The sequence below is a fragment of the Phytohabitans sp. LZ39 genome, assembly GCF_059359075.1.
This window is the reverse complement of record NZ_JCADBM010000031.1, coordinates 40,652-66,558: the sequence shown is the minus strand read 5'-3', so window position 1 is coordinate 66,558 and position 25,907 is coordinate 40,652. Positions and strand designations below refer to the sequence as shown.

21 protein-coding genes are annotated in these 25,907 nt (G+C 70.1%); 9 read left to right on the top strand and 12 right to left on the bottom strand.

Annotated features, from left to right (window positions below; genetic code table 11):
• Positions 1–7: 7 nt before the first annotated feature.
• A complete protein-coding gene (locus AC5L36_RS40375; RefSeq protein ID WP_441224099.1) occupies positions 8–898 on the bottom strand; it encodes an alpha/beta fold hydrolase in 891 nt (296 codons plus the stop codon).
• Between the two features lie 239 nt (positions 899–1,137).
• Between AC5L36_RS40375 and AC5L36_RS40370 the strand changes: the two genes are divergently transcribed.
• The gene (locus AC5L36_RS40370; protein ID WP_441224098.1) at positions 1,138–2,670 is read left to right on the top strand and encodes an alpha-N-arabinofuranosidase; all 1,533 of its coding nucleotides are present in this window, start codon (positions 1,138–1,140) and stop codon (positions 2,668–2,670) included.
• A 96-nt stretch (positions 2,671–2,766) separates the two neighbouring features.
• Here AC5L36_RS40370 and AC5L36_RS40365 read toward each other — a convergent pair whose 3' ends face one another.
• Both AC5L36_RS40365 and bluB read right to left on the bottom strand, forming a co-directional pair.
• The gene (locus AC5L36_RS40365; protein WP_441224097.1) at positions 2,767–3,117 is read right to left on the bottom strand and encodes an antibiotic biosynthesis monooxygenase family protein; all 351 of its coding nucleotides are present in this window, start codon (positions 3,115–3,117) and stop codon (positions 2,767–2,769) included.
• Positions 3,118–3,121: 4 nt separating this feature from the next.
• Positions 3,122–3,772, bottom strand: a complete 651-nt coding sequence (gene bluB, locus AC5L36_RS40360; RefSeq protein ID WP_441224096.1) for a 5,6-dimethylbenzimidazole synthase — start codon at positions 3,770–3,772, stop codon at positions 3,122–3,124.
• 99 nt (positions 3,773–3,871) lie between these two features.
• Here bluB and AC5L36_RS40355 point away from each other — a divergent pair, with 99 nt between their 5' ends.
• The 3 genes from AC5L36_RS40355 (at position 3,872) to AC5L36_RS40345 (ending at position 10,044) form a co-directional block, all read left to right on the top strand.
• Positions 3,872–5,119: a metallophosphoesterase gene (locus tag AC5L36_RS40355; RefSeq protein WP_441224095.1), complete on the top strand. Its 1,248-nt coding sequence runs from the start codon at positions 3,872–3,874 to the stop codon at positions 5,117–5,119.
• A gap of 281 nt (positions 5,120–5,400) precedes the next feature.
• Entirely contained in the window at positions 5,401–7,317 is a 1,917-nt protein-coding gene (locus AC5L36_RS40350; RefSeq protein ID WP_441224094.1) for an alpha/beta hydrolase family protein, read from the top strand.
• 3 nt (positions 7,318–7,320) lie between these two features.
• The gene (locus AC5L36_RS40345; RefSeq protein WP_441224093.1) at positions 7,321–10,044 is read left to right on the top strand and encodes a TIM barrel protein; all 2,724 of its coding nucleotides are present in this window, start codon (positions 7,321–7,323) and stop codon (positions 10,042–10,044) included.
• Here AC5L36_RS40345 and AC5L36_RS40340 read toward each other — a convergent pair.
• The 4 genes from AC5L36_RS40340 to AC5L36_RS40325 all read right to left on the bottom strand — a co-directional run bounded on the left by AC5L36_RS40340 (position 10,033) and on the right by AC5L36_RS40325 (position 13,879).
• On the bottom strand, positions 10,033–10,887 hold the full coding sequence (locus tag AC5L36_RS40340; protein ID WP_441224092.1) for a shikimate dehydrogenase: 855 nt from the start codon (positions 10,885–10,887) through the stop codon (positions 10,033–10,035). The two genes, AC5L36_RS40345 and AC5L36_RS40340, sit on opposite strands and share 12 nt — an antisense overlap.
• Positions 10,888–10,956: 69 nt before the next feature.
• On the bottom strand, positions 10,957–11,991 hold the full coding sequence (locus AC5L36_RS40335) for a DctP family TRAP transporter solute-binding subunit (RefSeq protein ID WP_441224091.1): 1,035 nt from the start codon (positions 11,989–11,991) through the stop codon (positions 10,957–10,959).
• 47 nt (positions 11,992–12,038) lie between these two features.
• Positions 12,039–13,319, bottom strand: a complete 1,281-nt coding sequence (locus AC5L36_RS40330) for a TRAP transporter large permease (protein ID WP_441224090.1) — start codon at positions 13,317–13,319, stop codon at positions 12,039–12,041.
• Positions 13,316–13,879 carry a TRAP transporter small permease gene (locus AC5L36_RS40325; protein ID WP_441224089.1) on the bottom strand — a complete coding sequence of 188 codons (564 nt, stop codon included), beginning with the start codon at positions 13,877–13,879 and terminating at the stop codon, positions 13,316–13,318. The genes AC5L36_RS40330 and AC5L36_RS40325 overlap by 4 nt, the downstream gene beginning before the upstream one ends.
• Before the next feature lie 219 nt (positions 13,880–14,098).
• Between AC5L36_RS40325 and AC5L36_RS40320 the strand changes: the two genes are divergently transcribed.
• Together AC5L36_RS40320 and AC5L36_RS40315 are read left to right on the top strand one after the other, a co-directional pair.
• Positions 14,099–14,896, top strand: coding sequence for an IclR family transcriptional regulator (locus AC5L36_RS40320; protein ID WP_441224088.1), 798 nt, complete (start codon positions 14,099–14,101; stop codon positions 14,894–14,896).
• A gap of 179 nt (positions 14,897–15,075) precedes the next feature.
• The gene (locus AC5L36_RS40315; RefSeq protein ID WP_441224087.1) at positions 15,076–15,723 is read left to right on the top strand and encodes a TetR/AcrR family transcriptional regulator; all 648 of its coding nucleotides are present in this window, start codon (positions 15,076–15,078) and stop codon (positions 15,721–15,723) included.
• A 190-nt stretch (positions 15,724–15,913) separates the two neighbouring features.
• Here the strand turns inward: AC5L36_RS40315 and AC5L36_RS40310 are convergent, their stop codons facing one another.
• The 5 genes from AC5L36_RS40310 to AC5L36_RS40290 are packed head-to-tail and all read right to left on the bottom strand — an operon-like array spanning position 15,914 to position 22,787.
• Positions 15,914–16,963: a Gfo/Idh/MocA family protein gene (locus AC5L36_RS40310; RefSeq protein ID WP_441224086.1), complete on the bottom strand. Its 1,050-nt coding sequence runs from the start codon at positions 16,961–16,963 to the stop codon at positions 15,914–15,916.
• Positions 16,960–17,412 (bottom strand): type II 3-dehydroquinate dehydratase, encoded by a 453-nt coding sequence (locus tag AC5L36_RS40305; protein WP_441224085.1) that lies wholly within the window; start codon positions 17,410–17,412, stop codon positions 16,960–16,962. The genes AC5L36_RS40310 and AC5L36_RS40305 overlap by 4 nt, the downstream gene beginning before the upstream one ends.
• Positions 17,412–19,535, bottom strand: a complete 2,124-nt coding sequence (locus tag AC5L36_RS40300) for an outer membrane protein assembly factor BamB family protein (protein ID WP_441224084.1) — start codon at positions 19,533–19,535, stop codon at positions 17,412–17,414. Before AC5L36_RS40300 ends, AC5L36_RS40305 begins: the two co-directional genes overlap by 1 nt.
• A gap of 34 nt (positions 19,536–19,569) precedes the next feature.
• Entirely contained in the window at positions 19,570–21,318 is a 1,749-nt protein-coding gene (locus AC5L36_RS40295; RefSeq protein WP_441224083.1) for a thiamine pyrophosphate-binding protein, read from the bottom strand.
• Complete coding sequence (locus AC5L36_RS40290; RefSeq protein ID WP_441224082.1) at positions 21,315–22,787, bottom strand: aldehyde dehydrogenase family protein; 1,473 nt, start codon at positions 22,785–22,787, stop codon at positions 21,315–21,317. The genes AC5L36_RS40295 and AC5L36_RS40290 overlap by 4 nt, the downstream gene beginning before the upstream one ends.
• 153 nt (positions 22,788–22,940) lie before the next feature.
• On the opposite strand from AC5L36_RS40290, the gene AC5L36_RS40285 reads away from it, so the two are divergent.
• From AC5L36_RS40285 to AC5L36_RS40275, 3 genes are read left to right on the top strand one after another with little or no spacing between them, the layout of a single operon-like run.
• On the top strand, positions 22,941–24,110 hold the full coding sequence (locus tag AC5L36_RS40285; protein ID WP_441224081.1) for a CaiB/BaiF CoA transferase family protein: 1,170 nt from the start codon (positions 22,941–22,943) through the stop codon (positions 24,108–24,110).
• Positions 24,107–24,919 carry a citryl-CoA lyase gene (locus AC5L36_RS40280; protein ID WP_441224080.1) on the top strand — a complete coding sequence of 271 codons (813 nt, stop codon included), beginning with the start codon at positions 24,107–24,109 and terminating at the stop codon, positions 24,917–24,919. Before AC5L36_RS40285 ends, AC5L36_RS40280 begins: the two co-directional genes overlap by 4 nt.
• A 9-nt stretch (positions 24,920–24,928) precedes the next feature.
• Positions 24,929–25,897: a ThuA domain-containing protein gene (locus AC5L36_RS40275; RefSeq protein WP_441224079.1), complete on the top strand. Its 969-nt coding sequence runs from the start codon at positions 24,929–24,931 to the stop codon at positions 25,895–25,897.
• Positions 25,898–25,907 lie beyond the last annotated feature (10 nt).

Here is a 25,907-nt window from a genome sequence, read left to right as displayed (position 1 = left end):
CCGGCGGTCACGAGCTGCTCGGCTCGGCCAGGCCGGCGACGAAGGGACGCATGAGCGAGAGGCATTCGGGGCTGTGGGTTTCGAGGAGCATATGCCCGGCGTCCAGGAGGTGGCTCTCCGCGGCCGGCAGCTCCCGGTGGTAGGCGACCACCTCCTCGATGGCGTAGTACGGATCGTGGACGCCCCACACGATCAGGGTCGGAGGCTGCTCGGTCCGGTGGAAGCGCGCGATCTCGCCGAAGCGCGCCACGTGCGTCCGGTAGTCGGTGAACAGCTCCCAGTGGGCGTCGAGCCCGTGGCCGCGCGAGATCGCACGCCAGTCGAGTTCCCACGACTCCGGCGGCACGAGCTCCGCCAGCCGCTCCGGCAGGCCCTGGAGGTACGTGTTCTTGGTGCCTTCGTAGTGCAGCCACGATTCGATGCGGCTCTTGTTCTCTTCGGTCGGGTCGGCCCAGTAGGCGCGGCAGACGTCCCACGCGCTGCCGAGCCCTTCGTCGTGGCCGTTGCCGTTCTGGACGATCAAGCCGCGGACCGTCGACGGCGAGCGCGTCGCGAGGTGGTACGCGACCGCCGACCCGTAGTCGTGCACGTACAGGATCTTGTCGGTGACCCCGAGCCGCGCCAGCCACTCCTCGACCACGTCGGCGATCCAGGAGAACGTGTACTGCCCATCCGGGTCGGGCATCGACGACAGACCGAAGCCGGGAAGGTCGGGAGCCAGGACGCGGACACCCGTGTCGGCCAGCGGCCCGATGACGAAGCGAAACATCTGCGACGAGCTGGGAGACCCGTGCAGCAACACGAGCGTGACCGGGCTGTCGGGCTCCCCTGCCTCCCGGTAGAAGACGCGAACCCCGTCCACGTCGGCGTAGCGGTGCAAGACTCGGGCGGTGACCATGCCTCACTCCTGACTCTTCGGGGCGCCATCGACGCCGGGTAACCCCTTACTACCCCGATACCGGTTAGTTAGGCGCGCCGTTGAGTCGGTGGATGAGGGCCGGCTTCATGACGGTCTCAGTCATCGCTCTCGTCCCGATGGTCGTTTTCTTCATCTTCATCCAACGTCACATCGTCAGCGGGCTGCTCTGTCCGGCAGCATCAAGGGCTGACCCGTCACTGACCCCAAGGAGTACAGCGGTGACCACCGCCCCCATCCACGCCGTCGTCAACCTCGACCTGCCCGGACCCACGATCAGCCGCCACGTGTACGGGCACTTCGCCGAACACCTCGGACGGTGCGTCTACGGCGGCTTCTGGGTGGGCGAAGACTCCGACCAACCGAACATCGGCGGCATCCGGGCCGATGTCGTCGAGGCGCTGCGGGAGATCCGGATTCCCAACCTGCGCTGGCCCGGCGGGTGCTTCGCGGACGAGTACCACTGGAGGGACGGCATCGGCCCGCGCGAGGCACGTCCCCGGATGGTGAACACGCACTGGGGCAACGTGGAGGAGACCAACCACTTCGGCACGCACGAGTTCATGGCGCTGTGCGAGCTGCTCGGCGCCGACCCGTACGTCAACGGCAACGTCGGCTCCGGCACCGTCCAGGAGATGAGCCAGTGGGTGGAGTACCTGACCCGTGACGGTGACTCGCCGATGGTCGCGCTGCGCAAGGCGAACGGACGCGAGGCACCGTGGCGGGTGCCGTTCTGGGGCCTGGGCAACGAGGCCTGGGGCTGCGGCGGAAACATGCGCGCCGAGGCGTACGCCGACCTGGCCCGGCAATACGCCACCTTCGTGCGCGACCACGGTGGCAACAAGGTCTACCGCATCGCGGCCGGCGCCAACACCGACGACTACGCCTGGACCGAGGCGCTGATGAAGGCGGTCTCCTGCCTCGGCTGCTCCCGCCAGCCGAACGGCCCGTTCCAGGCGCTGTCGCTGCACTACTACACCAACTACGGCGAAGGCGTGCCGACCGGTCGGGCCACCGAGTTCAGCACCGACGACTACTACCTCACGATGCTCCGCGCCGGCCGGATCGAGGAGCTGGTGCGCCGGCACTCCGCCGTCATGGACTCCTACGACCCGCACCGCCGGATCGGGCTCGTCGTCGACGAGTGGGGCACCTGGTGGGAGGTCGAGGAAGGCACGAACCCCGGCTTTCTCTTCCAGCAGAACACCCTCCGCGACGCGCTGGTGGCCACCGTCCACTTCGACGCGTTCCACCGCCACGCCGAGCGCGTCGTCATGGCCAACATCGCCCAGACCGTCAACGTGCTCCAGGCGATGCTGCTCACCGACGAACGGACCGGCACGCTGATCCGCACGCCCACGTACCACGTGTTCGCGATGAACACCGCGCACCACGACGCCCGCGGCCTCGCCGTCCACCTGCCCGGCGGCGTACCCACGGTCGAGGTCGGAGCCGAGAAGCTGAGCACCGTCTCCGCATCAGCGTCCACAAAGGACGGCGCTGCCCTGGTCTCGCTGACCAACCTGCACGCCGAGCGGCCCGAGACCGTGACGCTGGATCTGCGCGGTCGCGAGGTGACGGACTACGAGGCGCGGGTGCTCACCGGGGAGTCGCTCAACGCACACAACTCCGCGGCCCGGACCGACGCCGTCACCCCGCGGCCGCACACCGCGCTCAAGGCGAGCGCCCAGGGCTTGGAGGTGACCCTGCCACCCCACTCGTACGTGACCGTCCGCCTCCTGCTCGCGAGCTGAGAAGCGACCGCGATGTGCGTCGTGGTCCGGGCCCGATGCCACTCACCTTGAAACAGGGCTTGGTCGCCCTGAGTGAGACCCCTTGGAATAGATCATCTAGGAGCCCGGAGACGGCGGTCGGGTCGGGGTGGATCCGCCGGCCGGGACGTACGACCAGACCTCGCTGTGCACTCCGATCGGAGCGGTCGGGGGCTCGCCGGCGCGCTCGGCGGCCGAGCGGTGCCCGTGCGCGAACGCGGGCGAGGTGACCCAGGCCTGGAACGCCTCCTCGTCTCGCCAGCGGGTGACGACAAGCCAGGTTGTCCGCTCGTCGGCCGGCCGGAGCAGCTCGAAGCCTTCGAACCCGTCCTGGTCGTCGACGGCCCCGGCACGCGCGGCGAACCGGCGCGCCAGCTCGTCGCCGCTGTCGGCCGGCACGGTGATGGCGTTGATCTTGACGACGGTCATGCGTTCATTCTCGCAAGTCGTCGGCGCTGGGCGAACCCCAACGATCGGTGTGCACGGCGGCGTGCAGGGGCCGGCGTCGACGCCAGCCGTGCTGTTCGAGGTCCGGTACCGCTTCCAGGTGGGTGACCGGCCCCACGCAGAGCCAGGCGACCGGGCGGATACCGGCCGGAACGTCCAGCAGCTGCCGCAGGAACTCCTCGCGGTAGAACGACACCCAACCGACGCCGAGCTGTTCGGCGGTGGCCGCCAGCCACAGGTTCTGGATGGCCAGGCACACCGAGTACAGACCGGCATCGGCGATGGCGTGCCGGCCCAACACGGCGGGAGCGCCGCGGTCGGCGTCGTAGGTCACCACGATCGACAACGTGGACTCCAGCACACCGTCGATCTTGATGCGGGCGAACCGTTCAGCGGCTTCGGCGTCGAGCGTGCGGGCGAACACGTCCCGCTCCTGACGGACATGGCGGTGGAACGCCTCGCGGACCGCCAGGTCGCGCACCACGATGAAGTCCCACGGCTGGGACAACCCCACACTCGGCGCGGCGTGGGCCGCGGCGAGCACACGGTCGAGGACCTCGTCGGCGACCGGGGCACCGGTGAACTGGCCACGGACGTCGCGGCGACGATGGATGACGTCGTACAGCTGGCTGGTCATGGGCAGGCTCCGCCTCGAATCTGAGAACAAGCTGTGGTGGCGTGGTCGGCGGAGCCCTCGCTGTCTAGCGTTGACCGGCCGCCGCTGGAAGGAGACCGGGTGCTCGTATTCGTCGCGATCATATTCGGGATAGCCGGTCTGATCCATTTGTACCTGTGGCACCGGCTGGTGCGCGGCACCACCCGCCCCGGCCGGTGGCGGCGGGTGGGAGGGGCGGCGATCGCCGGCGCGCTGGTGCTCCTCATCGCCACGCTGATCCTCGGTGACCGGCTGCCGTCCGGTCTGCGCTGGCTGACCCTGCCCGGTTACGTGTGGCTGGCGCTGATGTTCTACCTGCTGCTCACGCTGCTGCTGCTCGAGCTGCCGGTGCTGGCGGCGCGGTTCGTGACTCGACGGCCGGCCCGGACGGAGCAGCCCGCGGCCGTCCCGGTGCTGGCGGGTGCGGGCGGGTCGGGCGGCGCCATCGACTCGCCGCCGGCAGCCGACGCCGAGCCGGAGCCCGGCCACGATCCGGACCGGCGGCTGCTGCTGCGAAGAGGGGCGGCCATCACGGCCGGGGCGGTCGCCGTGAGCTTCACCGGCTTCGGGGTGAGCCGGGCCTACCGGACGCCGACCGTCAAACGGCACGACATCCCGTTGACCCGCTTGGACCGCCGAGCCGACGGGCTGCGCTTGGCGGTCCTGGCGGACCTCCACGTCGGACCGTTGCTCGGCACCGGCCAGGTGGAGCGCATGGTGGAGATCGTCAACGACCTCGACGCCGACCTGGTCGCGGTGGTCGGCGACGTGGTCACGTCCGAGCCGGGCCGGGTGCGGGAGTCCCTGCTGCCGCTGACCCGGATGCGCGGCCGGCACGGGGTGTACTACGTCACCGGCAACCACGAGTACTACGTCGGCCCGGAGAACTGGACCGAGGCGGCCGCCGAGCTGGACCTGCGCGTGCTGCGCAACGAACGGGTCGAGATCAGTCACCGTGGCGGTGTGCTCGACCTCGCCGGCGTCAACGACATCACCGGCGCGCAGTACGCGGACCCACCGGACTACGCGGCGACGCTCGCCGACCGGGACACGTCCCGCCCGGTGGTGCTGATGGCGCACCAGCCGGTTGCCGTGCACGACGCCGCTCCGTACGGCGTCGACCTGCAACTTTCCGGCCACACCCACGGCGGCCAGATGTTTCCCTTCAACTACCTCGTCGGGCTCCAGCAGCCCGTGGTGTCCGGACTGGGCGAGGTGGACGGGACGCCGGTGTACGTCACCAACGGCGCCGGATTCTGGGGCCCACCGGTCCGGGTCGGCGCCGATCCCGACATCACCCTGCTAACCCTCCGGGCCACCGAAAGGTAGCCGGACGCCGCGGCGGCAGCGCGCCAGACAGCTTTCCCGTCAGGGGATTTGCCCACGTCCGCGCCAGCTGTAGGCCGTTTGCTCCCGCGGGCCGCCGGCTCCGCGGAGAGCGCGCGAAGGTATTGCCGGTTGCTCATAGACGGGACTATGGTCTGCCTAGCAGATCACTGAGTCCATCAGGTGGACCCGCTGGAGCGGACGCACAGCGAGTCGACGAGCATGCCGGCCGCGCGGTGCCATCGCGGCGACACACCTTGTCTCACGACGGAGGGCCACCAGCGATGATCGACCGACGTCAACTGCTTCAGGGAACCGCCGCGTTCGCCGTGACTGCGACGCTGGTCACGGAAACACTCGGGGTGCCGCCGGCCGCGGCCGGCGCGTCAGGTCATGGCGCGGGCGGCCTCGGCGAGGCGCGGCCGCTGGACGGGCGCCCGTTTCCCGCCTACGACTACTCCCGAGCCAACAAGCTGCCGAGGGAGATGAGCGGGTACTGGACGAAGTCGTTCGACGTCGGAGGACAGGCTCGCACCGCGAAGGTCTACATCTCCCCCGAGACGCCGATCCGCTCGTACTACACGGTGGTCGCGGTGCCCGACGGGGTGGACACGGCTGAGTTCCTCCGGAGGTCGTCGTGGGTCGACGTCGCGGACCGGCGGGAGGAAGGCCTGTTCATCCTCGAACCGGGTGCGGGCGGCTGGGGTGACCACGAGGCGGAGACGGCCTACGTCGAGGCGGCGATGGCGTTCTACCAAAGCAATCGCTACTTCTCGATCTTCGGGCTGCACTATCTCGTCGGCTACGGCGCGGGTGCTCCGGCGCTGGAGGCGTGGGCGGTCGCGCATCCGCTGCGGGTCATCAGCCAGGTGTACGTCGACTCCCCCGGCCTGAGCGCCGAGTACCTGGACTCGTACGCGGCGCGGGAGTTCGACGGGGACACCGAGGGCACCTACACCGACGTCGTGTTCCCGGAGGGTTTCGACCTCATCAGGTACGACGAGACAGTGCTGCCGACGTGGTTCGTCCACCCCGAGCCGCGTTCGGTCGGCGCGAGCCTGTCCTACTGGAAGCGCGCCAACGACACCGTCGACGCCGGCACCTCCGACCGGACCCTCGGCACGGTCTACCGGCAGCGGCACCGGTCGGGCCGGTGGATGACGTCGTACGCCGGGCCGATCGCGCGGGTCGCCGTCCAAAAGGGACCGGTCAGCCACCGGAACAAGCCGAGCACGAGCCAGATCGTGGACTTCCTGACGTCGTACACCCGCTACGAGAACTTCTTCGCCTACGGCAACCAGCTCTTCGAACGCGCTGACTACGCCAAGCTGGGTGTGCGGGTGCGGACGATGACCGTCGAAGGGTTCGTCCGGGAGTACCTGGTCCACGTGCCCCGCTCCGCCCGCCGTTTGTGGCGGGACAAGGCACCCGTCGTGTTCGTGTGGCCCGGCAACAGCCAGACCGACAAGGTGTTCTTCGACGCCGCCCAGTGGTGGAAGGTCGCCGAACGTGAGGGGTTCGTCCTCGTCGTCATCTGCGAGCAGTACAGCAACACGTCCATCTCGGTCAGCCACCGCGACTCGCTCGCCTTCTTCCGGCAGCTGCGCGACGTCATGGTGCGCGAGTACCCCGTCGACCCGACGCGGTTCTACTCCACCGGGCAGTCCGCGGGCAGCGCGGTCACCCAAAACCTGGCGATCGCGTTCCCGGAGTACTTCGCCGCGGTCGCGTCCACGTCGTTCACCGCCGCCCCCAGCACGGCCGGCACGATCACCATGGATGGCGTGCAGCACCCGGCCAGCGGGCAGGCGATACCCAACTACCAGATCTACGGCTACGGCGACCTCGGGTTCCTCGCGGGTGGGCTCTGGGACGACGTGGACAACAGCCTCGACGCGTGGGCGCGGTACCACTTGGCGGTCAACGGCCTTGAGCTGTCCGATGTGGACGACCCGGACGGTGAGCGCGGCGGCTGGCACGACCGCTTCCAGACCTGGACGTGGCGCGATCGTGACACCGCCATCCCGGTGCTGAAGCTGACGAAGAACGTCTACCGCTCGCACAACACGATGCCGGAGGAGTCGCCGCTGATGTGGGACTTCCTCAAGCACTACCGGCGCGAGGTCGACCGCCACGGAAACGTGATCCGCTACTACAGCGAGTCCGGCTTCCGCCGTCCCTGGGACAGCGAGCGGCTCTGACCCATGTCCGACTACCGGCTGGCCATCGCGACCGTCTGCCTCTCGGGAACGCTCGAGGACAAGCTCTCGGCCGCCGCGGCGGCGCGCTTTCAGAGCATCGAACTGTTCGACAGCGACCTCATCGCGTCATCGTGGTCACCACGCCGGGTGCGCCAGGAGTGTGCCCGGCGTGGACTGTCGATCGACCTGTATCAGCCGTTCCGCGACGTCGAGGCGGTCCCTCCGGACGTCTTCGCCGCCAACCTCCGGCGCGCGGAACGCACGTTCGACGTACTCGAAGAGCTTGGTGCCAGCACCCTGCTGGTCTGCTCGTCGGTGTCGGCGGACGCGGTGGACGACGACGACCTCGCCGCCGAGCAGTTGCATACCTTGGCCAGCCGGGCCGAGGAGCGCGGACTGCGGATCGCCTACGAGGCCTTGGCCTGGGGCCGGTTCGTCAACACCTACGCGCACGCGTGGCGCATCGTCCGGCGTGCCGGCCACCCGGCGCTCGGCCTGTGCCTGGACAGCTTTCACGTGCTCTCGCGCGGCGACGATCCGGCCGGCATCCGGGTCGTGCCCGGAGCGAAGGTGTTCCACGTGCAGCTGGCGGACGCACCGCGGCTGAGCATGGACGTGGTGGAGTGGAGCCGGCACCATCGCTTGTTTCCCGGGCTCGGCTCGTTCGACCTCACCACCTTCGTCAGCCATGTGCTGGCCACCGGATACGACGGCCCGCTGTCGCTGGAGGTGTTCAACGACGTCTACCGGCAGGCGGACCCCCGGTACGCCGCGATCGACGGCATGCGCTCGCTGCTCGCTTTGCAGGAGGCGGCCGGTGCGTCCGCCGCGCCCGCGGTACGGGAACGGCTTCGGCTGGGCGGTTTGCCACCGGCGCCGGCGCTCGCCGGGCACGTGTTCACCGAGCTCGCCGTCGACGCCGTCTCCGGTCCGGCCACGGCGCGCGCCCTGACCGCGCTCGGGTTCGCGCACACCGGGCAGCACCGTTCCAAGCCGGTGCAGCTGTGGGAGCAGGGCAAGGCCCGGGTGCTGGTGAACTTCGCACCACAGCGGACGGTCACGCCGGGCACGGCGTCGATCTGCGCGCTCGCGGTGGAGAGCGAGGATCCGGCCGGATCGACGCGGCGGGCGGAGCGGTTGCTCGCCCCGGTGCTGCCACGCCTGCGCCAACCGGAGGAGGCGGAGCTCACGTCCGTCGCCGCACCGGACGGGACGGCGGTCTTCCTGGTCCGCACCGGCGCCGACGGTGACAGCTGGCTGGAGGACTTCGTCCCCACCGGCGCGACGGCGCCCGCCCGCGGCGGCGTCACCGACACCGACCACGTCTCGCTGACCGACGCCGTCGACGACTTCGACGAGACCACGCTGTTCTACCGCGCGGTGCTCGGCCTGCGCGCGGGCCAGACGACCGACATCGCCGCGCCTTTCGGCCTGATCCGCGGCCGGGACGCCACCAACTCGGACGGGCGGGTCAGGATCACGCTCCACACCGCGCCGCTGCGCCGCGGCGACTGGGCGCCGGCGATCCCGAACCCGCAGCACGTCGCGTTTCGCACCGACGACGCGATCGCCAGCGCGAAGGCGATGCGCGCACTCGGCGCGTCGATCCTGAAGATCCCGGACAACTACTACGCCGACCTCGACGCCCGTCTCGACCTGCCGCCGGACCTGCTGGCCGCGCTACGGGAGCACTCGATCCTCTACGACCGCGACGAGCACGGCGCATACCTGCACTTCTACACCGAGATGCTCGGCTCGCGCGTGTTCTTCGCGGTCGTGCAACGCGTCGGCGGCTACGCCGGCTACGGCGACCCGAGCGCACCGGTCCGGATGGCCGCCCATCGGGAGCGCCGGCTGATCGCGCTGCGGGACACGCCCGCGTCGCGCCGGGACGAGCGGCACGAGTATTCGCTGGCCCACCTGACCGCGCTGAGCCTGTCGCCGCCGCAGCTCGTCGACGCCGCCGCGGACGCCGGCTACCGGTACGTGGGGCTGCGGCTGACCCGGGTGACGGCGCAGGAGCCGCACTACCCGCTGGCCACCGACCCGGCTTTGATGCGCACCACCAAGGTCCGCCTCGCCGCGACCGGCGTCGAGGTCCTCGACATCGAGCTCGCCCGGATCAGCCCGGACGAGGACCCGAAGGACTTCCTGCGGTTTCTGGAGGCGGGCGCGGAGCTCGGGGCGCGGCACGTCATCACCCAACTACCCGATCCCGACCGGGTGCGCAAAGTCGACAGGTTCGCGCGGCTGTGCGAGATGGCGCGGCCGCTCGGCCTCACGGTCGACCTGGAGTTTCCATCGTGGACGGAGACACCGGACCTGCGCGAGGCGATACGTGTGCTGCGCGGAGCCGACCAGCCCAACGCCGGAATCCTCGTCGACCTGCTGCACTTCGCGCGCTCCGGGTCGAGCGTCGCGGACCTTCGCCAGCTGCCGGCCGAGTGGTTCCATTTCATCCATGTGTGCGACGCGCCGCCCGGGGTGCCCGCGACGAACGAGGGGCTCATCCACACCGCTCGGTTCGAGCGGCTCTTCCCCGGTGAAGGCGGCATCGACGTACACGGCATCCTCGATGCCCTGCCACCCGGTCTGCCGTACGCGCTGGAGATACCGAAAGCGACGCAGGTGGCACAGGTCGGTGGGAAGGAGCATGCCCGCATGGCGATCGCGGCCGCGCGTGAACACCTCGACCGGGCACCGGAGGCGGCCGGGTCAGCGTCCTGAGCTGAGCAGCTCGGCCGAGTGGGCACGCATCGCCTCGGCGTCCGCGGCCTGGCCGGTGAAGAGCTCGAACGCCACGGCGGCCTGGTAGGCGTTCATACCGCCGCCGTGCAGCGTCGACGCGCCGACGGCTCGGGCGGCACGCAGCAGCGCGGTGTCGAACGGCCGGTAGACGATGTCGGCAACCCACAGGTCCTTGCGGAGGTCAGCCTCCGGGACGGGCGATCCCGGGTGGTGTGCCATCCCAACCGGCGTGGTGTTGACGACGCCGTCGGCCGCCGCGAGCGCGGCGGTCAGCTCGCCCGGCTGGCCCGCGGCGACGCGATGTGCGCCGAACTCGGCCGCGAGGGCTTCGGCCAGTCGGGTCGCTTTGGCGAGGTCGAGGTCGACAAGCGTCAGCGTGCCGACGCCGAGCGTCAGCAGGGCGTGCGCGACCGCGCATCCGGCTCCGCCGGCGCCGAGCTGCACGACGCGCTCTCGTGGGGCGCCGGAGAAGTCCTGGGCGAAGCTGCGCGCGAACCCCGGGGCGTCGGTGTTGTAGCCACGGCTGGCATCGGCGTCGAAGACGACGGTGTTGACCGCACCGAGTACCCGGGCGTCGTCCGACAGCTCGTCGAGGTGCGGCACGACGTCCTGCTTGAACGGGTGCGTGACGTTCAGCCCGCGGTATCCGAGCGTGCGGGCCCAGTGCAGCAGGTCGGGCAGGTCACCGGCCGCCAGGCGGCGTTCCGCCGAGTCGATGGTCGTGTAGTGCAGCCGGACTCCCTGGCGGTCGGCCTCCGCCTGGTGTAGCAGGGGTGCGTGTGATCGCTGGATGCCTTCGCCGATCAGTCCGATCAGGACCATGACACCTCCCGGTCGGCGCCGCCTGGGATGGACGTGGAGGGCCGGTCGCGCCGGCCCTCCGGCGGAAAGTCAGGCGGACGCGCGGACGTTCTTGTACAGCTCCAGGTCCGCACCCTTGAAGTAGGTGTTGAAGTACGCCTCGGACTTGCTGATGAACGCCTGGCGGTCGACCTGGTCGATCTCCACCACGGTCCGTCCCGAGTCCGCGCGCCACCCGTCGAGCACCTTCTGGGTCTCGTCGTCGACACACTTGCGGTTTTCGGCGCGGATGTCGCGGACCGCCTTGAACAGTCCGTCCTTCTGGGCCTGGCTCATCTTCTCCAGGGTCTTGTCGGACATGACGACGTAGTGGGTGCCGACCTGGTGGTTGGTCAGGCTGGCGACCTTGAGGATCTCGTCGAACTTCTGCGCGTGGGTGGCGACGACCGGGTTCTCCTGTCCTTGCGCGACGCCCTGTTGGAGAGCCAGGTAGAGCTCCTCGACGGCGATGGCGACGGCGTTCGCGCCGAGCGCCTTGGCGTTGGCCAGAAACTGCGGCGTGTTCGGGAACCTGATCTTCAGACCGGCGAGGTCTTCGGGCTTGCGGATCGGCTTGGTCGCGGTGAACGTGCGCATCCCGAAGTACCACGAGTCCACAATGGTCGTCTTGGTGGCGGCGTTGAACTCCTTGAAGAACTCCTGTCCATTCTGGTCGATCCACTTGAAGAAGTGGTCGACGTCGTTGAACACGTAGGCCGCGTCGAGCACGCCGATCTTCGGGAACGCGGTCGACATCGCGGACCCGCCCTGTAGGTCGATGTCGATGTCGCCGGTCTGGACACTGGCGAAGCGTTCGGCGTCGGGGCCTAGCTGGCTGTTTGGAAACAGGTCGAGGGTGAGGTTGAGGTTCTGCCCTTCGACTCTTTCCTTGAGGAGCTTCATTCCACAGTAGAAGTTGGGCTGTGTCTCGGGTTGGGAGCTCCCGATCTTCAAGGTGAGACGAGGGTTCTCACCTTCAGCGGCGGGCGCGTTGTTCTCCGTGGAGCAGCCGGCGACGAGAACCAGCGGCATGGTGAGGGCGAGCACGGCGACGAGCCGCCGCCGGCTGACCGGTCGTGGATACATGGGCTCCCTCTCCTATCAGGTCAGGGATGGGGTGCGGGGCTGGAGGGTCAGAATCCGAGCAGTCGGGGCAGCCACAACGCGACGGAGGGAAACGCGGTGACCAGGACGAGCACGGCCAGCAACGGGATCAGGAAGGGGACGACCCCGCGAAATACCTCTTCGACCGGTCGACCCGTTACCGAGGCGGTGACGAAGAGGACGCTGCCGACAGGAGGCGTCAGCAGACCGATCATCAGGTTGATGATGATGACGACCCCGAAGTAGATGGGGTCGACGCCGAGGTCGACGGCGATCGGCAGCAGCACCGGCACGGTGACGAGGATGGCGGCGGTCGCGTCGACGACCGTACCGATGACGAGCATGACGACGTTGACCATGAGCATGAAGACCCACGGCTCGTCCGACAACGACGTCACAAGGCCGGCAACGTCTCGGGACACGTGCGCGCGGGTGAGGATCAGACCGAGCAGCGCCGCTGAGCCCAGGATCAGCCCGATCCCGCCGGTGATGGCGGCCGTCTCGCGCAGGGACTGGAGCAGCACCCGGAGCGTCAGCGTGCGGTAGAGCAGGCCGAGCACGAACATCAGGAGCACGGCCACCGACGCCGCCTCGGTCGGCGTGAAGGTGCCCGACAGGATGCCACCGAGCAGGATGACCGGGACGAGGGCTGGGCCGATGGTGCCGATCGCCGCGTCGCGCAACCGCTTGCGGTCGAACGGCACGGAGACGAGATCTGGGCGGCGTGCGGTATAGAAGAAGACGTACACGCAGAGCCCGACCGCCATGAGCAACGCCGGGACGACCGACGCGGCGAAGAGCGCACCGGTGGAGACCGCCGCCGTCGCGGCGTAGATGACGGCGGGGATGCTCGGTGGCATGACCGGGCTGATGAGCGCCGACGACGCCGACAGGCCGGCGGCGAAGCGGTACGGGTAGCCGGCCTTGACCATGTGCGGGACCTCGATCTTGCCAAGTCCCGCGACGTCGGCGAGCGCCGACCCGCTCATCCACGAGAAGCCCACCGCGGTGCCGATGTTGACGTACGCGAGGTTGCCGCGAACCCGGGCGAGCGCGGCGAGGCAGAACTCGTAGAGCCGGTCGGCGATGCCAAGCCGGTTGGCCATGACGCCGACGAGGATGAACAGCGGGACGGCCAGCAGCGGGAAGCTGTTGAGGCCGTCGAAGGTGGTCTTCAGCGCGAACCCGCTGGAGTTTCCGTCGGCGATCGCCCACCACAGGCACGGGCCGATGAAGGCGAGCCCGACCGGCACGCGGATGAGCAGCAGCAGGGTGATGAGGGCGCCGACCATCCAGAGTTCGAGAATCATCGAACCTCCGCCGCGTCGAAAACCGGATCCGGGTGGCCGGCCTGGAAGATGCGCACGATCGCCCGCACAGCGCCGGAGAGGAAGCCGACCAACGGAAACGCGTACAGGATCCAGATCGGGATTTCGAGAGCCGCCGTGCGCCGGTTGGGATACGCCTGGATCAACGCGATCGCCTCCCACACCAGCAGCGCGCAGATCACCGCGGTGCACGCCGCCGACACGGCCTTGACGACCGTCCGGGCCCGACCCTTGGCCACGTAGTCGATGACCTGGATGGTGATGTGGCCGTTGTTGCCGATGAGATAGCCGACCATGACGAACGTCAGGATGATCAGCGAGTAGTTGGCTATCTCGCCCACCTCCGGCCAGTTGAGGGCCGGCACGTACCTGCTGATCACCTGCCAGAGCACGCTGAGGAAGATGGCCACGACCGCGGCGCAGGCGATCGCCAACTCCACCGACGCCCAGGCGCGCAGCAGCCGCGGCTCGGGCCGCCGAGGGACCTGCTCGGCGGCGTCGGCCGCCGAGAGGTCTGTGGCGACAACTTGCTCGCCGGTCATCAGCGACCACTCCCCTTCAAGGTAGACCACTAGCCGGACCGAATGGGCCATCTAGCGGACTGCGTGCTAACGTACGGGTGCCAGCCGCTTCTGGCAAGCTTTCGAGTCCGGACCGTTACGGATGTGTGAAACGCGCGGCCGGGTAGGAGAATCGCGGTGACGCGTGGTTCGATGGTTCGCTCGGCACCATCCACCGGTCGGCGAGGAGAGTGGGAGAGCGTGGAGGCGCGCACCAGGCGAGGTGCCCCGGCGGCGGAGGCCGCCGACGCGCAGGGCGTGCGGAGTGTGCAACGCGCGTTGGACATCCTCGGCCTGCTCACCGAGGATCGACCGGCCATCTCGATCCGCGAGATCGTGGAGGCGACCGGCCTGGCGAAGACCACCGTGCTGCGGATGCTGTCCACATTGGAGCAGAGCGGCCTGCTCTGGGCGACCGCCAACGGATACATGGCCGGGCCCGGGCTTTGGCGGTGGGCACACCTGGTGCAGCGCTCGTGGGAGCTGCCGCCGGACACGCAGCGCAGCATGCGCGAGCTTGCCGCCCGCCAGCGCGAGACCGTCAACGTCTACGTCGTCCGCGACGTCTACCGGGTGTGCATCGCCCAGCAGGAGGGCCCCCAGCCCCTGCGGCACGTCGTCCACGTCGGCGACGAGCTGCCGATGTGGGCAGGCGCCTCGGCGAAGATCCTCCTGCGCGATGCGAGCCCCGCCCTGCTGGACCGGATCGCCCGCAGCTCGCCCTACGGTCCGAAGCACGTCAAGCGGCTGCGCGAGTGGATCGACGGCGCCGCGGTGAAGGGCTACGCCGAAAGCCACGGCGAGCGCGAGGAGGGCCTGTCCGCCGTCGCCGCCCCGATCATCGGCGGATCCGGGCGGGTCATCGCCGCACTGGGGCTCAGCGGCCCGACGGTCCGTTTCACCGAGACCCGGGTGGCCGAGTTCGCCGCCGACCTCATGCGGATGGCCCGCCAGATGTCCGAGCGCGGGTTCACCCACCCCTTTGGCGCCGCCAGCTAGCGCGGCGTTCAAGTCCGAAAAGCACAAGGTTTGTCACCTCCGGCCGTGCGGACCGGTGAAGATGCTGGCGACGGTAGTTGTTATACGAACTGGTACGTTAGTTAGCCAGCCGTTGGCGGGAAAGTCAAGGGCCGTGGCAAGCTCGGTCACGCCGCGCCGGCTGGACATCGGAGGACGTGATGGCAGAAACTCGGGCGCCGGCCGCTGAGGGACGCGTGCGGGACAGCGTGCGGACGCGCGAGGAGATCCTCGACGTCGCCACATCGCAGTTCGCCGCGCACGGCTACCACGGCTCCCGGGTCGACGAGATCGCCGCCCTGACGCGCACGACCAAGCGGATGATCTACTACCACTTCGGCGGCAAGAAGCAGCTCTACATCGCCGTCCTCGAACGGGCCTACGCCCGGATCCGGGCGGCCGAGCGCGAGGTCAGCGTGGACAACCTCGACGCGGTCACGGCGCTGCGCCGGGTCGCCGAGGTCACCTTCGACCACCACGGCGCCCATCCTGAGTTCATCCGGCTGGTCAGCATCGAAAACATCCACAACGCCGAGCACGTCAAGGAACTGGTCAAGCTGGTCGACCTCAGCGGCCCGGTAATCTCCATGCTGGAGGGCATCCTGCGCCGCGGCCGGTCGGAGGGCCTTTTCCGCGCGGACGTCGACGCGGTCGACGTACACATGATGATCAGCGCGTTCTGCGTATTCCACGTCGCCAACCGGCACACGTTCGGCGCCATCTTCGGCCGCGACCTGCTCGACCCGTCGCGCCGCGACTACTACCGGACGATGTGCGGTGACATGGTCGCGCGCTACCTCGCCGCCTAGAGCTTCGGCGTCAGGTGGCGGGCCGTCCCGCGGAGCTGGCAGTGGACGGCCGGGGATTTCGGCTCGCCCTGGCGAGCCGCCGGCCGGGAGCGGTGCCCGCGGGAGCATACGGTCCGCAGCTGACGCGAAGGCGGGAAAATCTGCCTCGAAGTAACGACACGACGGACGGCGACCCCGACCCCGAAGGTCTCTAGTCGCCGGCGAGGTCCACCGGCGTGCCGATCCGGGACGACGCGTAGATCGCCTCGATGATTTGAAGAGACCGGACCGCGTCCACCCCGGTCACCGCCGGCTCGCGGTCGTGGGTGACGGCGTCGACGAAGTCGCTGATCTGCCTGGCGTGGTATGGCGCCAGGTGGTCGTGGACCTCGGCGAGCGGCAGGTCCGGCGTGCCGGCCTGGAGCCGGCCGGTCTGCGACGTCTCCTCGCCCGGGACGGTCGAGATGTCGGTGAAGCCGACGCCTTCCGGAAACTCCGTCACGCCGGCGGTGCGTCCGCGTGCGTCGCTGATCCAGACCTGCCCGCCCAGTCCGGGCCGGAACGTCGTGCCGGCCTGGATGGTGGCCAGCGCACCGGAGGTGAACTCGACGACCGCCGCCGCGGTGTCCTCCACCTCGATGAGGTCGCGGTGCACGAGTGTGGCGCAGCGGCCGGTGACCCGCCGGACCGGGCCCATGAACCATTGCAGAAGGTCGATGTGATGGATCGCCTGCGTCATGAGGACGCCGCCGCCCTCGGTGGCCAGGCGCCCACGCCACGGTTCGGCGTAGTAGTCGGCGTCGCGGTTGAGCCGGACCACGACGCCGCCGCAGATGGGCGTGGCTAGCCGGCCGTCGTCGATGGCTCGGCGGATCTGTGCCGCGGCCGGCCAGAAGCGGCGCTGGAACAGCACGCCGAACCGGACCCGGGCCGCGCGGGTCGCGGCGATCATCCGCTGGGCCTGCGCGACGGTGAGGGCGACAGGTTTCTCGCAGAGAACGTGCGTGCGGTGCCGGGCCGCCGCCAGGACGCCCTCCTCGTGGGCGGCGTGCGGGGTGCAGACGGTGACCGCGTCCAGGCCCGTGGCGAGCATCTGGTCCGCGTCCTGGTAGGCGTGCGGGACGCCGTGGGTGGCGGCGAATGCACGTGCGCGTCCGATGTCGACGTCGACGACCGCGACCACCTTGACGCCGGCGATGTCGCGCAGGGCGGTTACGTGACTTCGCGCGATCTTCCCGCAACCGATGACGCCGATCCTCATGCCGGCGGGCCGCCCGGCAATCCTTCGAGACCGCGCAGGGCCAGCTCGTACACGTCCGCGCCGAACCCGGCCAGGAATCCGCCGGCCGCGCGGGCGGTCACCAGCCCGTCGTGGTAGGTCGCCTCCCGGCTGAAGATGTTAGTGAGGTGGACCTCGATGACCGGTTGCTCGAGTATCCGGAGCGCGTCGTGCAGGGCGACCGACCGGGTGGACAGCCCGGCGGGGTTGACGATGACCGCGGCCGCCTCGTCGTACGCCTGGTGCAGCCAGTCGATCAGCTGGCCCTCGGCGTTCGACTGCGCGAAGAACAGGTCGAAGTCGAGTTCGGCGGCCAGCGTCCGGCACCGTTTTTCGATCTCGGCCAGGGTGACCGTCCCGTACACCCGTGGCTCGCGGCGGCCGAGCATGTCGAGGTTGGGACCGTTGAGGATGAACACGCGGCGGGCCACTAGTAGACCTCGATCTTGCCGGTCGACCTGGGGCTGGCCGGGTCGTTGAAGAAGTACTCGCCGGCGTGGGCGAACGTGTACTGGAACGACTCACCGGGCGCGAGGCGGACGTCGAAGAGGCCCTCGAAGAACTGGGTGACACCGCGTTCGCCGGTGTTGCCTTGATGGTTGGTGAACGTGACCGTGGTGCCGGCGGGGACCCGCAGGTGGGTGGGGGCCATGCCGGCGACCGCGAACGACTCGGTGGTCCCGATCTGCCCGGTGGCGGCGTTGTAGGTGCGTCCGACGACCACGGTGTTGGCGACCGCGGCGCCGTCGACCGGGCCGCCGGAGACCGGCCGGCGGATCACCGGGGGCGGCGGGGTGGGCGCCGGGCCGAGGTCGCCGTCGAGCTCGAAGGCCCAGAGGAAGTCGCCACGCGGGGCCGAGTTGCCGTACGGGATGTTCGTCCCGCCGGCGTACACGGCCAGGTACTCCTTGCCGCCGGCCCGGTACATGATCGGGCTGGAGCTGATCGCGGCCCCGGTCTGAAAGCGCCACAGCTCGCGGCCCGTGCGGGCGTCCATCGCGAGCAGGTTGCCGTCCGGCTGGCCGATGAACATCAGGTCGGTCTCGGTGGTGAGGATGCCGTTGCCGTGCGCCAGCGAGTAGGGCATGCGCCGCTTCCACCTGACCCGGTTGGTGCTGACGTCGACGGCGACGACGCCGCCGGTCTGGTACTCCCCCGGCGGTCGCAGGCCGTTGCTGCTCTCGGTCAGCGAGTGCGCCGCGGCGACGTACCCGAAGCCGGTGTAGACCAGGCCGGTGCGGTGGCTGAAGGACAGGTGCGACCAGTCCGCGCCGCCGCCGTGGCCGGGGATGGACAGGATCGGCACGTCCCAGTGCGGGTCGTAGAGCGCGCCCTGTACGTAGTTGGGCACGGCCCGGTTGGGGTCGCCGGGCACGGAGGTCCCCAGCGGCTGGTCCACGACGCGTTGCTCGGTCCAGCCGCCCTGCACCGGAAACGGCTGGGTCGGCCAGGTCTTCTGGCGCGGCTCCTGCGGCACCGGCCGCTCGACGACGCCCAGCGGAGCGGTGCCGTCGACCCGGTCGAGGATGAAGTACATGCCGGACTTGCTGCCGTAGACGACCACCTTGCGCCGCCGGCCGCGGATCGTGACGTCGGCGAGCACCGGCGCCATCACGTTGTCCATGTCCCAGATGTCGTGGTGTACCGACTGGAAGTGCCACCGGTAGGCGCCGGTGCGCATGTCCAGCGCCACGAGCGAGTTGGCGAACAGGTTCTGCCCGCCGCGCGCGGAGCCGTCCTGCGAGGAGTTGTAGCCGCGGGCGTTGCCGAACGTCCAGTACGTCAGCCCGAGCTCGGGGTCGACGGCCGGGTGGATCCACGGCGTGGCGCCGCCCTCCGTCCAGGAGTCGCCCTCCCACGTGTCGTTGCCGAACTCGCCCGGCCCGGGTGTGCCCCAGAAATGCCACAGCAAGGCGCCGTCGCGGGCGTCGAGCGCCACGGCGGCACCGCGCGGGCCGTCGTTGGTGCCGCAGAACAGCATGCCGTCGCAGTAGACGACGGCGACCTTCTCGATGTTGCCGAAGCCGTCGACCTGACGCTCCCACAGGACCTGGCCGGTTTCCTGGTCCAGTGCGATGACGTAGTTTTCGTTCGACTTGGTGAACACCTTGCCGTCGCCGACCGCCACACCTCGGCGGACCAGCGTGCCGCGCGTCTGCTCGAAGCGCCATTTCGTCTGGCCGGTGGCGCCGTCGACGGCGACGACGTTGCCGAGCGCGGACTCGATGTAGATGGTCCCGTCGACCGCGACCGCGGTGCTCTCGTTGTTGCCGGTGGTGATCCCGCCCTCGATGCGGTTGAGCCACGCGCCTCGCAGCCGGCGCACGTTGCCGGGGTTGACGCGCCGAAGCGAGGTGTAGTTCTGGTTCCCCAGGTTGCCGCCGACCTTGGGGAAGTCCTTGTCGCCGGGGGTGTCGAAGCGGCGCAGGTCCGCGGCGCCGGGTCCGCGCCCGCCCGCGGTGGCGGGTGTCGCGGCGGCGGCGGGGGCGGCGGTCGTGGCGACGGCCGCCGCCGCGGCGCCTTTGAGCAGGTTTCTCCGGTCGATGTATGCCATGGGGTCACCTCGATGCGTGGGGGGAAGAAAGCGCTCAGTCGAAGACGCCCTGGTAGATATCCTTGATGTTCCAGTGGCCCGGGGTCGGGACGGGCTCGTTGACCATCGGCACGTCGAGGACCGCCGGGCGGCGGGCCGCGACGGCGGCACGCAGCGCCTCGCCGAGGGCGCCGGCACTGTCCACTGTGTAGCCGTCCGCGCCGCAGGCCCGGCCGTACGCGGCGAAGTCCGGGCTGTACGGCAGGCCGTCCGGGCCGAGGAAGTCGCAGCCGTAGCTGCGGCCGAAGTTCGCCGCCTGCAAGTCGGAAATGGTGCCGTGCGAGCGGTTGTTCATCACGACGAAGATCACCGGCGCGCCCTGCTCGACGGCCATCGGCACGGCGGGCAGCTGGGCGCCCATACCGCCGTCGCCGATCAGGGCGACCACGGTGCGGTCGGGCTGGGCGATCTGTACGCCGACCGCCGCGGCCGGGCCGAAGCCCATCGTCGAGGCGCCGCCCGGGGTGATGAAGCGACCCTGCTCGGGTAGCTCGTAGCACTGGGCGACGCCGTTCTTGTTCCATCCCACGTCGGTGACGAGGATGGCGTCGGGCGGGAGGATGGCCCGCAGGTCGGTGAGGATCCGTTCGGGCCGCAGCGGAAACTGGGTGCTGGTGCCGCGTTCCCGGCTCTCGGTGAAGAGGGTGCGGCGGGTCGCGGTAACGGTCTCGCGCAGTCCGGGCCGCGGGCGCGGCGTGGCCTGTCGGTCGCGGACCGCCGCGTCGATCGCCCGCACGGCGTCGGCCACGTCGGCGACCGCGCCGACGGTGACCGGGAAGTTGCGGCCGATCTCGGCCGGGTCGATGTCGATCTGGATGAGCCGTCCGGGTGGAAACTGCCACGTGTACCGGCGGTCCCAGGAGCTTGCGTCGGTCTCGGCGAAGCGGGTGGCCAGCGCCAGCACGACGTCGGCCTCGCGGGTGTACCGGTTGGTCAGCTCCAGCCCCCAGAACCCGGGCATGCCCAGCAGCAGCGGATGGCAGTCCGGCAGCGTGCCCTTGGCCATCAGCGAGTGCGCGACCGGGATGTCGAGGTGCTCGACCAGCGAGCGCAGTGCGTCGAGGCCGGGGCCGCGGCGCAAGCCGCCACCGAGGTACACGAGTGGTCGTTCCGCGGCGACGAGCAGGTCGGCGATCCGTCCCGCCACGTCGGCGGGGAGGGCGGGCCGCTCCGGGGTCGCGAGCGGGAAACCGGCGGCGGTGTCCCGCGGCACCGGACGCGAGAAGTGGTCCATCGGCACGCTCAGCAGCACCGCGCCGGGCCGCCCGGAGGTCGCGGTCCAGAACGCCCGCTCGGTGAACCGCGCCAGGTCGGCGACCCGGTGCACCTGCCAGGCCCGCTTCACGAACGGCCGGTAGATCGCGGCCTGGTCACCGTCGGCGTGCAGGTTCACCTCCTGGTGCGGGTGCCGTCCCCGGTAGTACGACGGGATGTCGCCGGTGATCGCCACCAGCGGCACCGAGTCGAGCGCGGCGGTCATGACGCCGGTGACCGCGTTGGTCATGCCGGGGCCGACGTGCAGCAGCACGACGCCCGGTTTGCCGGTGGCGCGGGCGTACCCGTCGGCGGCGTGCGCGGCGGCCTGCTCGTGGCGGGCGATGACGAAGCGGATCGTGCTGCGGCTCATCGCGTCCAGCAGGGCGATGTTGGTGTGGCCGCAGGTGCCGAAGACGTACTCCACGCCGTACGACTCCAACTGGGCGACCATCGCCTCGGCCGCGGTGACCGTGTCGTCGGGGCTCATCGACTGCCTTCCTGGTCGCCGAACAGAGATATGCCGCGCAGCATGAGCGTCTTGACGACGGTGTAGTCGTCGATCATCCAGCGGGGTGACTCGCGGCCGAAGCCGGAGTCCTTGACGCCGCCGAACGGCACGTGGTCGAGCCGGAAGTTCGACGAGCCGTTGACCACCAGGCCGCCGACCTCCAGCTCGCGCCAGGCCGTCACGATCCGCCGGACGTCGTTGGTGAACAGGCCCGCCTGAAGGCCGTACCGGCTGTCGTTGCAGGTGGCCACGACGTCGTCGAAGTCGTCGTAGGGCAGCACGCTGACCGCCGCGCCGAACACCTCGTCCCGGATCAGGCGGGCATCCGCAGGTGGGGACGCGACGACCGTCGGTGCGACGGTGGCGCCGTCGCGGTGACCGCCGGTCGTGACCGTGGCGCCCGCGGCGGCGGCCGCGCCCACCCATTCGACGATGCGTGCGGCCGCGTCGTCGTCGACCATGGAGCCGACGTCGGTGGCCGGATCGAGCGGATCTCCCACGGTCAGCTTCTCCACCTCGCCGGTGAAGGATTCGAGGAACTGCTCGTAGCGGTCGCGGTGCACGTAGACCCGCTGCACGGAGATGCAGCTCTGGCCGGAGTTGCTGTAGCCGGTGGCGGCGCAGATCCGTGCGGCCAGGCCGACGTCGGCGTCCTCGCACACGATCGTGGCGGCGTTGCCGCCGAGCTCCAGGACGAGCCGCTTCGCGCCGGCCGCGCGGGCCACCGCCGCCCCGGTCGCCACGCTGCCGGTGAAGCTGATCACGCCGACCTCCGGCGCGGCGCACAACGCCGCCCCCAGCCGGCCGTCACCGTGCAGCACCTGGACCGCCTCCGGCGGCATCCCCGCCTCGAGAAGCAGCGCGACGAGCGCGGCCGAGGCGGCCGGGGCCTGCGGCGGTGGCTTGACGATCGTCGTGTTGCCGGCCGCGAACGACGCCGCCAGCTTGTGCGCCAGCAGGTTGGCCGGTGCGTTGAACGGCGTGATCGCCAACGCCACCCCCACCGGTGCGTGGTGCGTGAACGCGGTGTTTCCCACTCCCCTGGCCCAGCCTGCGACCGGCAGCACCTCGCCGCCGATCCGGCGGGCTTCGGCGGCGGAGACCGCGAACGTGTCGGCCACCCGGTCGATCTCGCCCCGCCCGTCCTTGAGCGGCTTGCCGAGCTCCAGTGCCAAAAGGCGGGCCAGTCCCTCCCGCCCTTCGACGGCGGCGACGGCCGCCCGCTCCAGCACCTCGGCGCGCGCCGCCGGCGACATCCGGGCGACCGCCTTGGCGCCACGTCGCGCGTACGCCAAGGCCGCCCGCACATCGCTGTCGTCCGCCTGCCGGGCTGTGCTCACCACCCGGCGCACCCACGGACCAACCCGGTCGAGCCGCGTCCCGCCGGTCCGCCAGTCGCCCGCCACGAGGCAGCCGACCTCGACGAGCTCGGCCGAGTTGTCGGGCATCACCGCTCCCTTGCCTGAACCACTAAGCGGCCCATCTGGACCGTTGTACGGACTAGGTGTAACGTACGGGCGGCGAGGTCGCCTGGCAATAGCTGGTTCCGAAGCCGTTACGGCGACATGAAGCCACGCCCGCCGACGACCGAGGGGCACCGCATGGAAGACCGACCGTTGCACGGCGTACGCGTCCTCGACCTGACCAACGTGCTGGCGGGCCCGTACTGTAGCTATCAGCTGATGCTCCTCGGCGCCGAGGTCATCAAGATCGAAAAGCCCGGCCACGGCGATCTCGCCCGCCGGCTCGGCCCTGAGCCGGCGCTCAACAGTGCCGGCATCGGCGCGTCCTTCCTCGCGCAAAACGCCGGCAAGAAGTCGGTCGAGCTCGACCTCAAGGACACGCAGGACCGGGTCGCCTTCGAACGGCTGGTAGCCGGCGCCGACGTCCTGCTGGAGAACTTCCGCGCGGGTGTCCTGGAACGCCTGGGGTACGGCTGGGAGGCGTTGCACCGCACCAACCCGCGGCTGATCTACTGCGCGATCTCCGGCTTCGGCCAGGCCGGGCCGATGAGCCAGGCGCCGGCGTACGACCAGATCATCCAGGGGCTCTCCGGCATGATGAGCATCACCGGCACGCCCGAGACGGCACCCCTGCGGGTCGGTTTCCCGGTCTGCGACTCGGTTGGCGGCCTGGTCGCCGCGATGTCGATCTGCGCCGCCCTCGCCGGCCGGGCGCACACCGGCAAGGGCGCCTTCCTCGATGTGTCCATGTTGGAGGCATCCCTGTCGGCCATGGGGTGGGCGGCCTCGAACTACCTCGTCAGCGACGTGCGCCCGGAACCCATGGGCGACCAGAACGCCACCGCCGCGCCATCGGGCACCTTCGACGCGGCCGACGGACCGCTCAACATCGCCGCGAACCGGCAGGAGCAGTTCGAGACCCTGTGCCGGCTCATCGACCGGCACGACCTCGTCACCGACGAACGCTTCGCCGACCGCGAGGCCCGCAAGGCGAACCGGACCGCGCTCAACCACGAGATAAACGCGGCCCTACGACGCCGTTCGGCGCTGGAATGGGAGCAGCTGCTCTCCACGGCGGGCGTGCCGGCCGCGCGGATCCTCACCGTTCCACAGGCGGTCGAGCTGGAGCAGCTGCGCGTGCGCGGCTACTTCACCGACCTTCCGTTTCCCGGCGACCCCAACCGCACCTTGCGGGTCAGCGGCAACGGCGTACACCTCAACCGCGCCCCGCTGCGACCGAGCGCGCCGCCGCCGCTGTTGGGTGAACACAACGCCGAGGTCGAGCCCGTCGGGGTGGAGCTGCCATGAGCGAGGAGCCTGTGCGGCCGACTGTCCGGGACGTGGCCGACTGGTGGTCCACCGCGGTCTCCCGCGTCGAACCCGACGTGATAGAGCTGCGTGGCCGCCCGGTACAGGAGCTCATCGGAAACATGAGCTTCGTCGGCGTGATCTGGCTGCTGCTGCGTGGCCAACCACCGACTCCGGCCCAGGAACGGCTCCTGGAGGCCGCGCTCGTGTCCTCTGTGGACCACGGACCGCACGCGCCGTCGATCGCGGTCGCGCGCATCGCCGCGACGTGCGGCATCGGTTTGAACAACGCCATCGCCAGCGCCGTGAACACCCTCGGCGACGTACACGGCGGCGCGGGCGAGCAGTGCATGCGGATGCTCGCCGAGGTCGACGCCCGCGCCGAGGCCGGCGAACCGCTCGACCGCGCCGCGTCGTCGGTCGTCGCCGAGTGGCGGGCGCGTTCGCGGTACCTGCCCGGCTACGGGCACAGGTTTCACACCGTCGACCCCCGCCGCGACCCGCTGCTGCACCGCGTCGAGGAGGCGGTCGCGGACGGCACCGTGACGGGCGCCTACCTGCGCGCCGCGACCGCCGTCGAACGCGTCCTCGCGACCGGACGCGACCGGCCCATACCCATCAATGTGGACGGTTGTACCGCCGTCGTCTACGGCGAGCTCGGATTCGCTCCGCCGCTCGCCCGCGGCCTGTTCGTCTTGAGCCGCAGTGTCGGGATCCTCGCCCACGCCTGGGAGGAGACCGGCCAAGGCCGCCGCAACAAAGGACCGATCCCACCCTCCATCACGCCGACCTACCTGAAAGACACCTGAGGAGCACACATGCCCCTGAGACGCAGCACCATCCTCAGTACCGCCTTCGGCGCCGCGATGGCCGCGACCGTCATGCTGCTGACCACATCCATCCCCAGCGCCGCGGAGAAGCGCCCGCCAAGCGGCGCGCAAAACCTCGGAAACCCCGACTACGGCGTGTGCCGGGGCACCGATCCCGAGTGTTATCACGACTGGGACAACTTCGACCCGGCCACCGACGGATACCGCGTGCTTGTCTACAGCCGCACCGCCGGTCCACGCCACGCCCACCTCGGCCCGGCGCTTCCCGCCGGACTCAACCCGCCGCTCACACCCGCCCACGCCGCGCAGAACGCGCTCGTGAAGCTCGGCGCGGACAACGACTTCGCCGTCGACTGGACCGAGGACGTCACCCAACTCTCGTCGCCGTCACGGCTGTTCCGCTACAACGCGGTCATCTTCATGAGCACCACCCGCGACACCCTCGACGACCCGGCACAGACCGCGCTGCGCCAGTACATCCGCGGTGGCGGCGGTTTCGTCGGCATCCACAACGCCTTCGGCACCGAGTACAACTGGGAGTGGTACGAGGGCCTGCTCGGCGGCGCCAACTACTACGACCACGGGCGTAACCAACCCGGCACCGTAGTGACGATGAGCCGCCGGGACGTGTCGACCGCCGGGCTGCCGGCCCGCTGGCAGTTCACCGACGAGTGGTACAACCTCGTGCCCTTCCCCAGCCGGGTCCGGATCCTCGCCAACGTCGACGAAGCGTCGCTGCCCGAAGGGCCGACCGGCGGCAGCGGCCACCCCGGCCACGGTCGCAACCACCCCGTCTCGTGGTGCCAGTACTACGACGGCGGCCGCTCCTGGGTCACCACCCTCGGACACGCCGTCGAGGCATGGACGGAAACCCCCACGACCGGCGACGAGTACTTCCTGCGCCACGTACTCGGCGGCATCGAGTCCGCCATGGGGCGCGAGCCGTTCTGCCGATGAACGTCGAGCG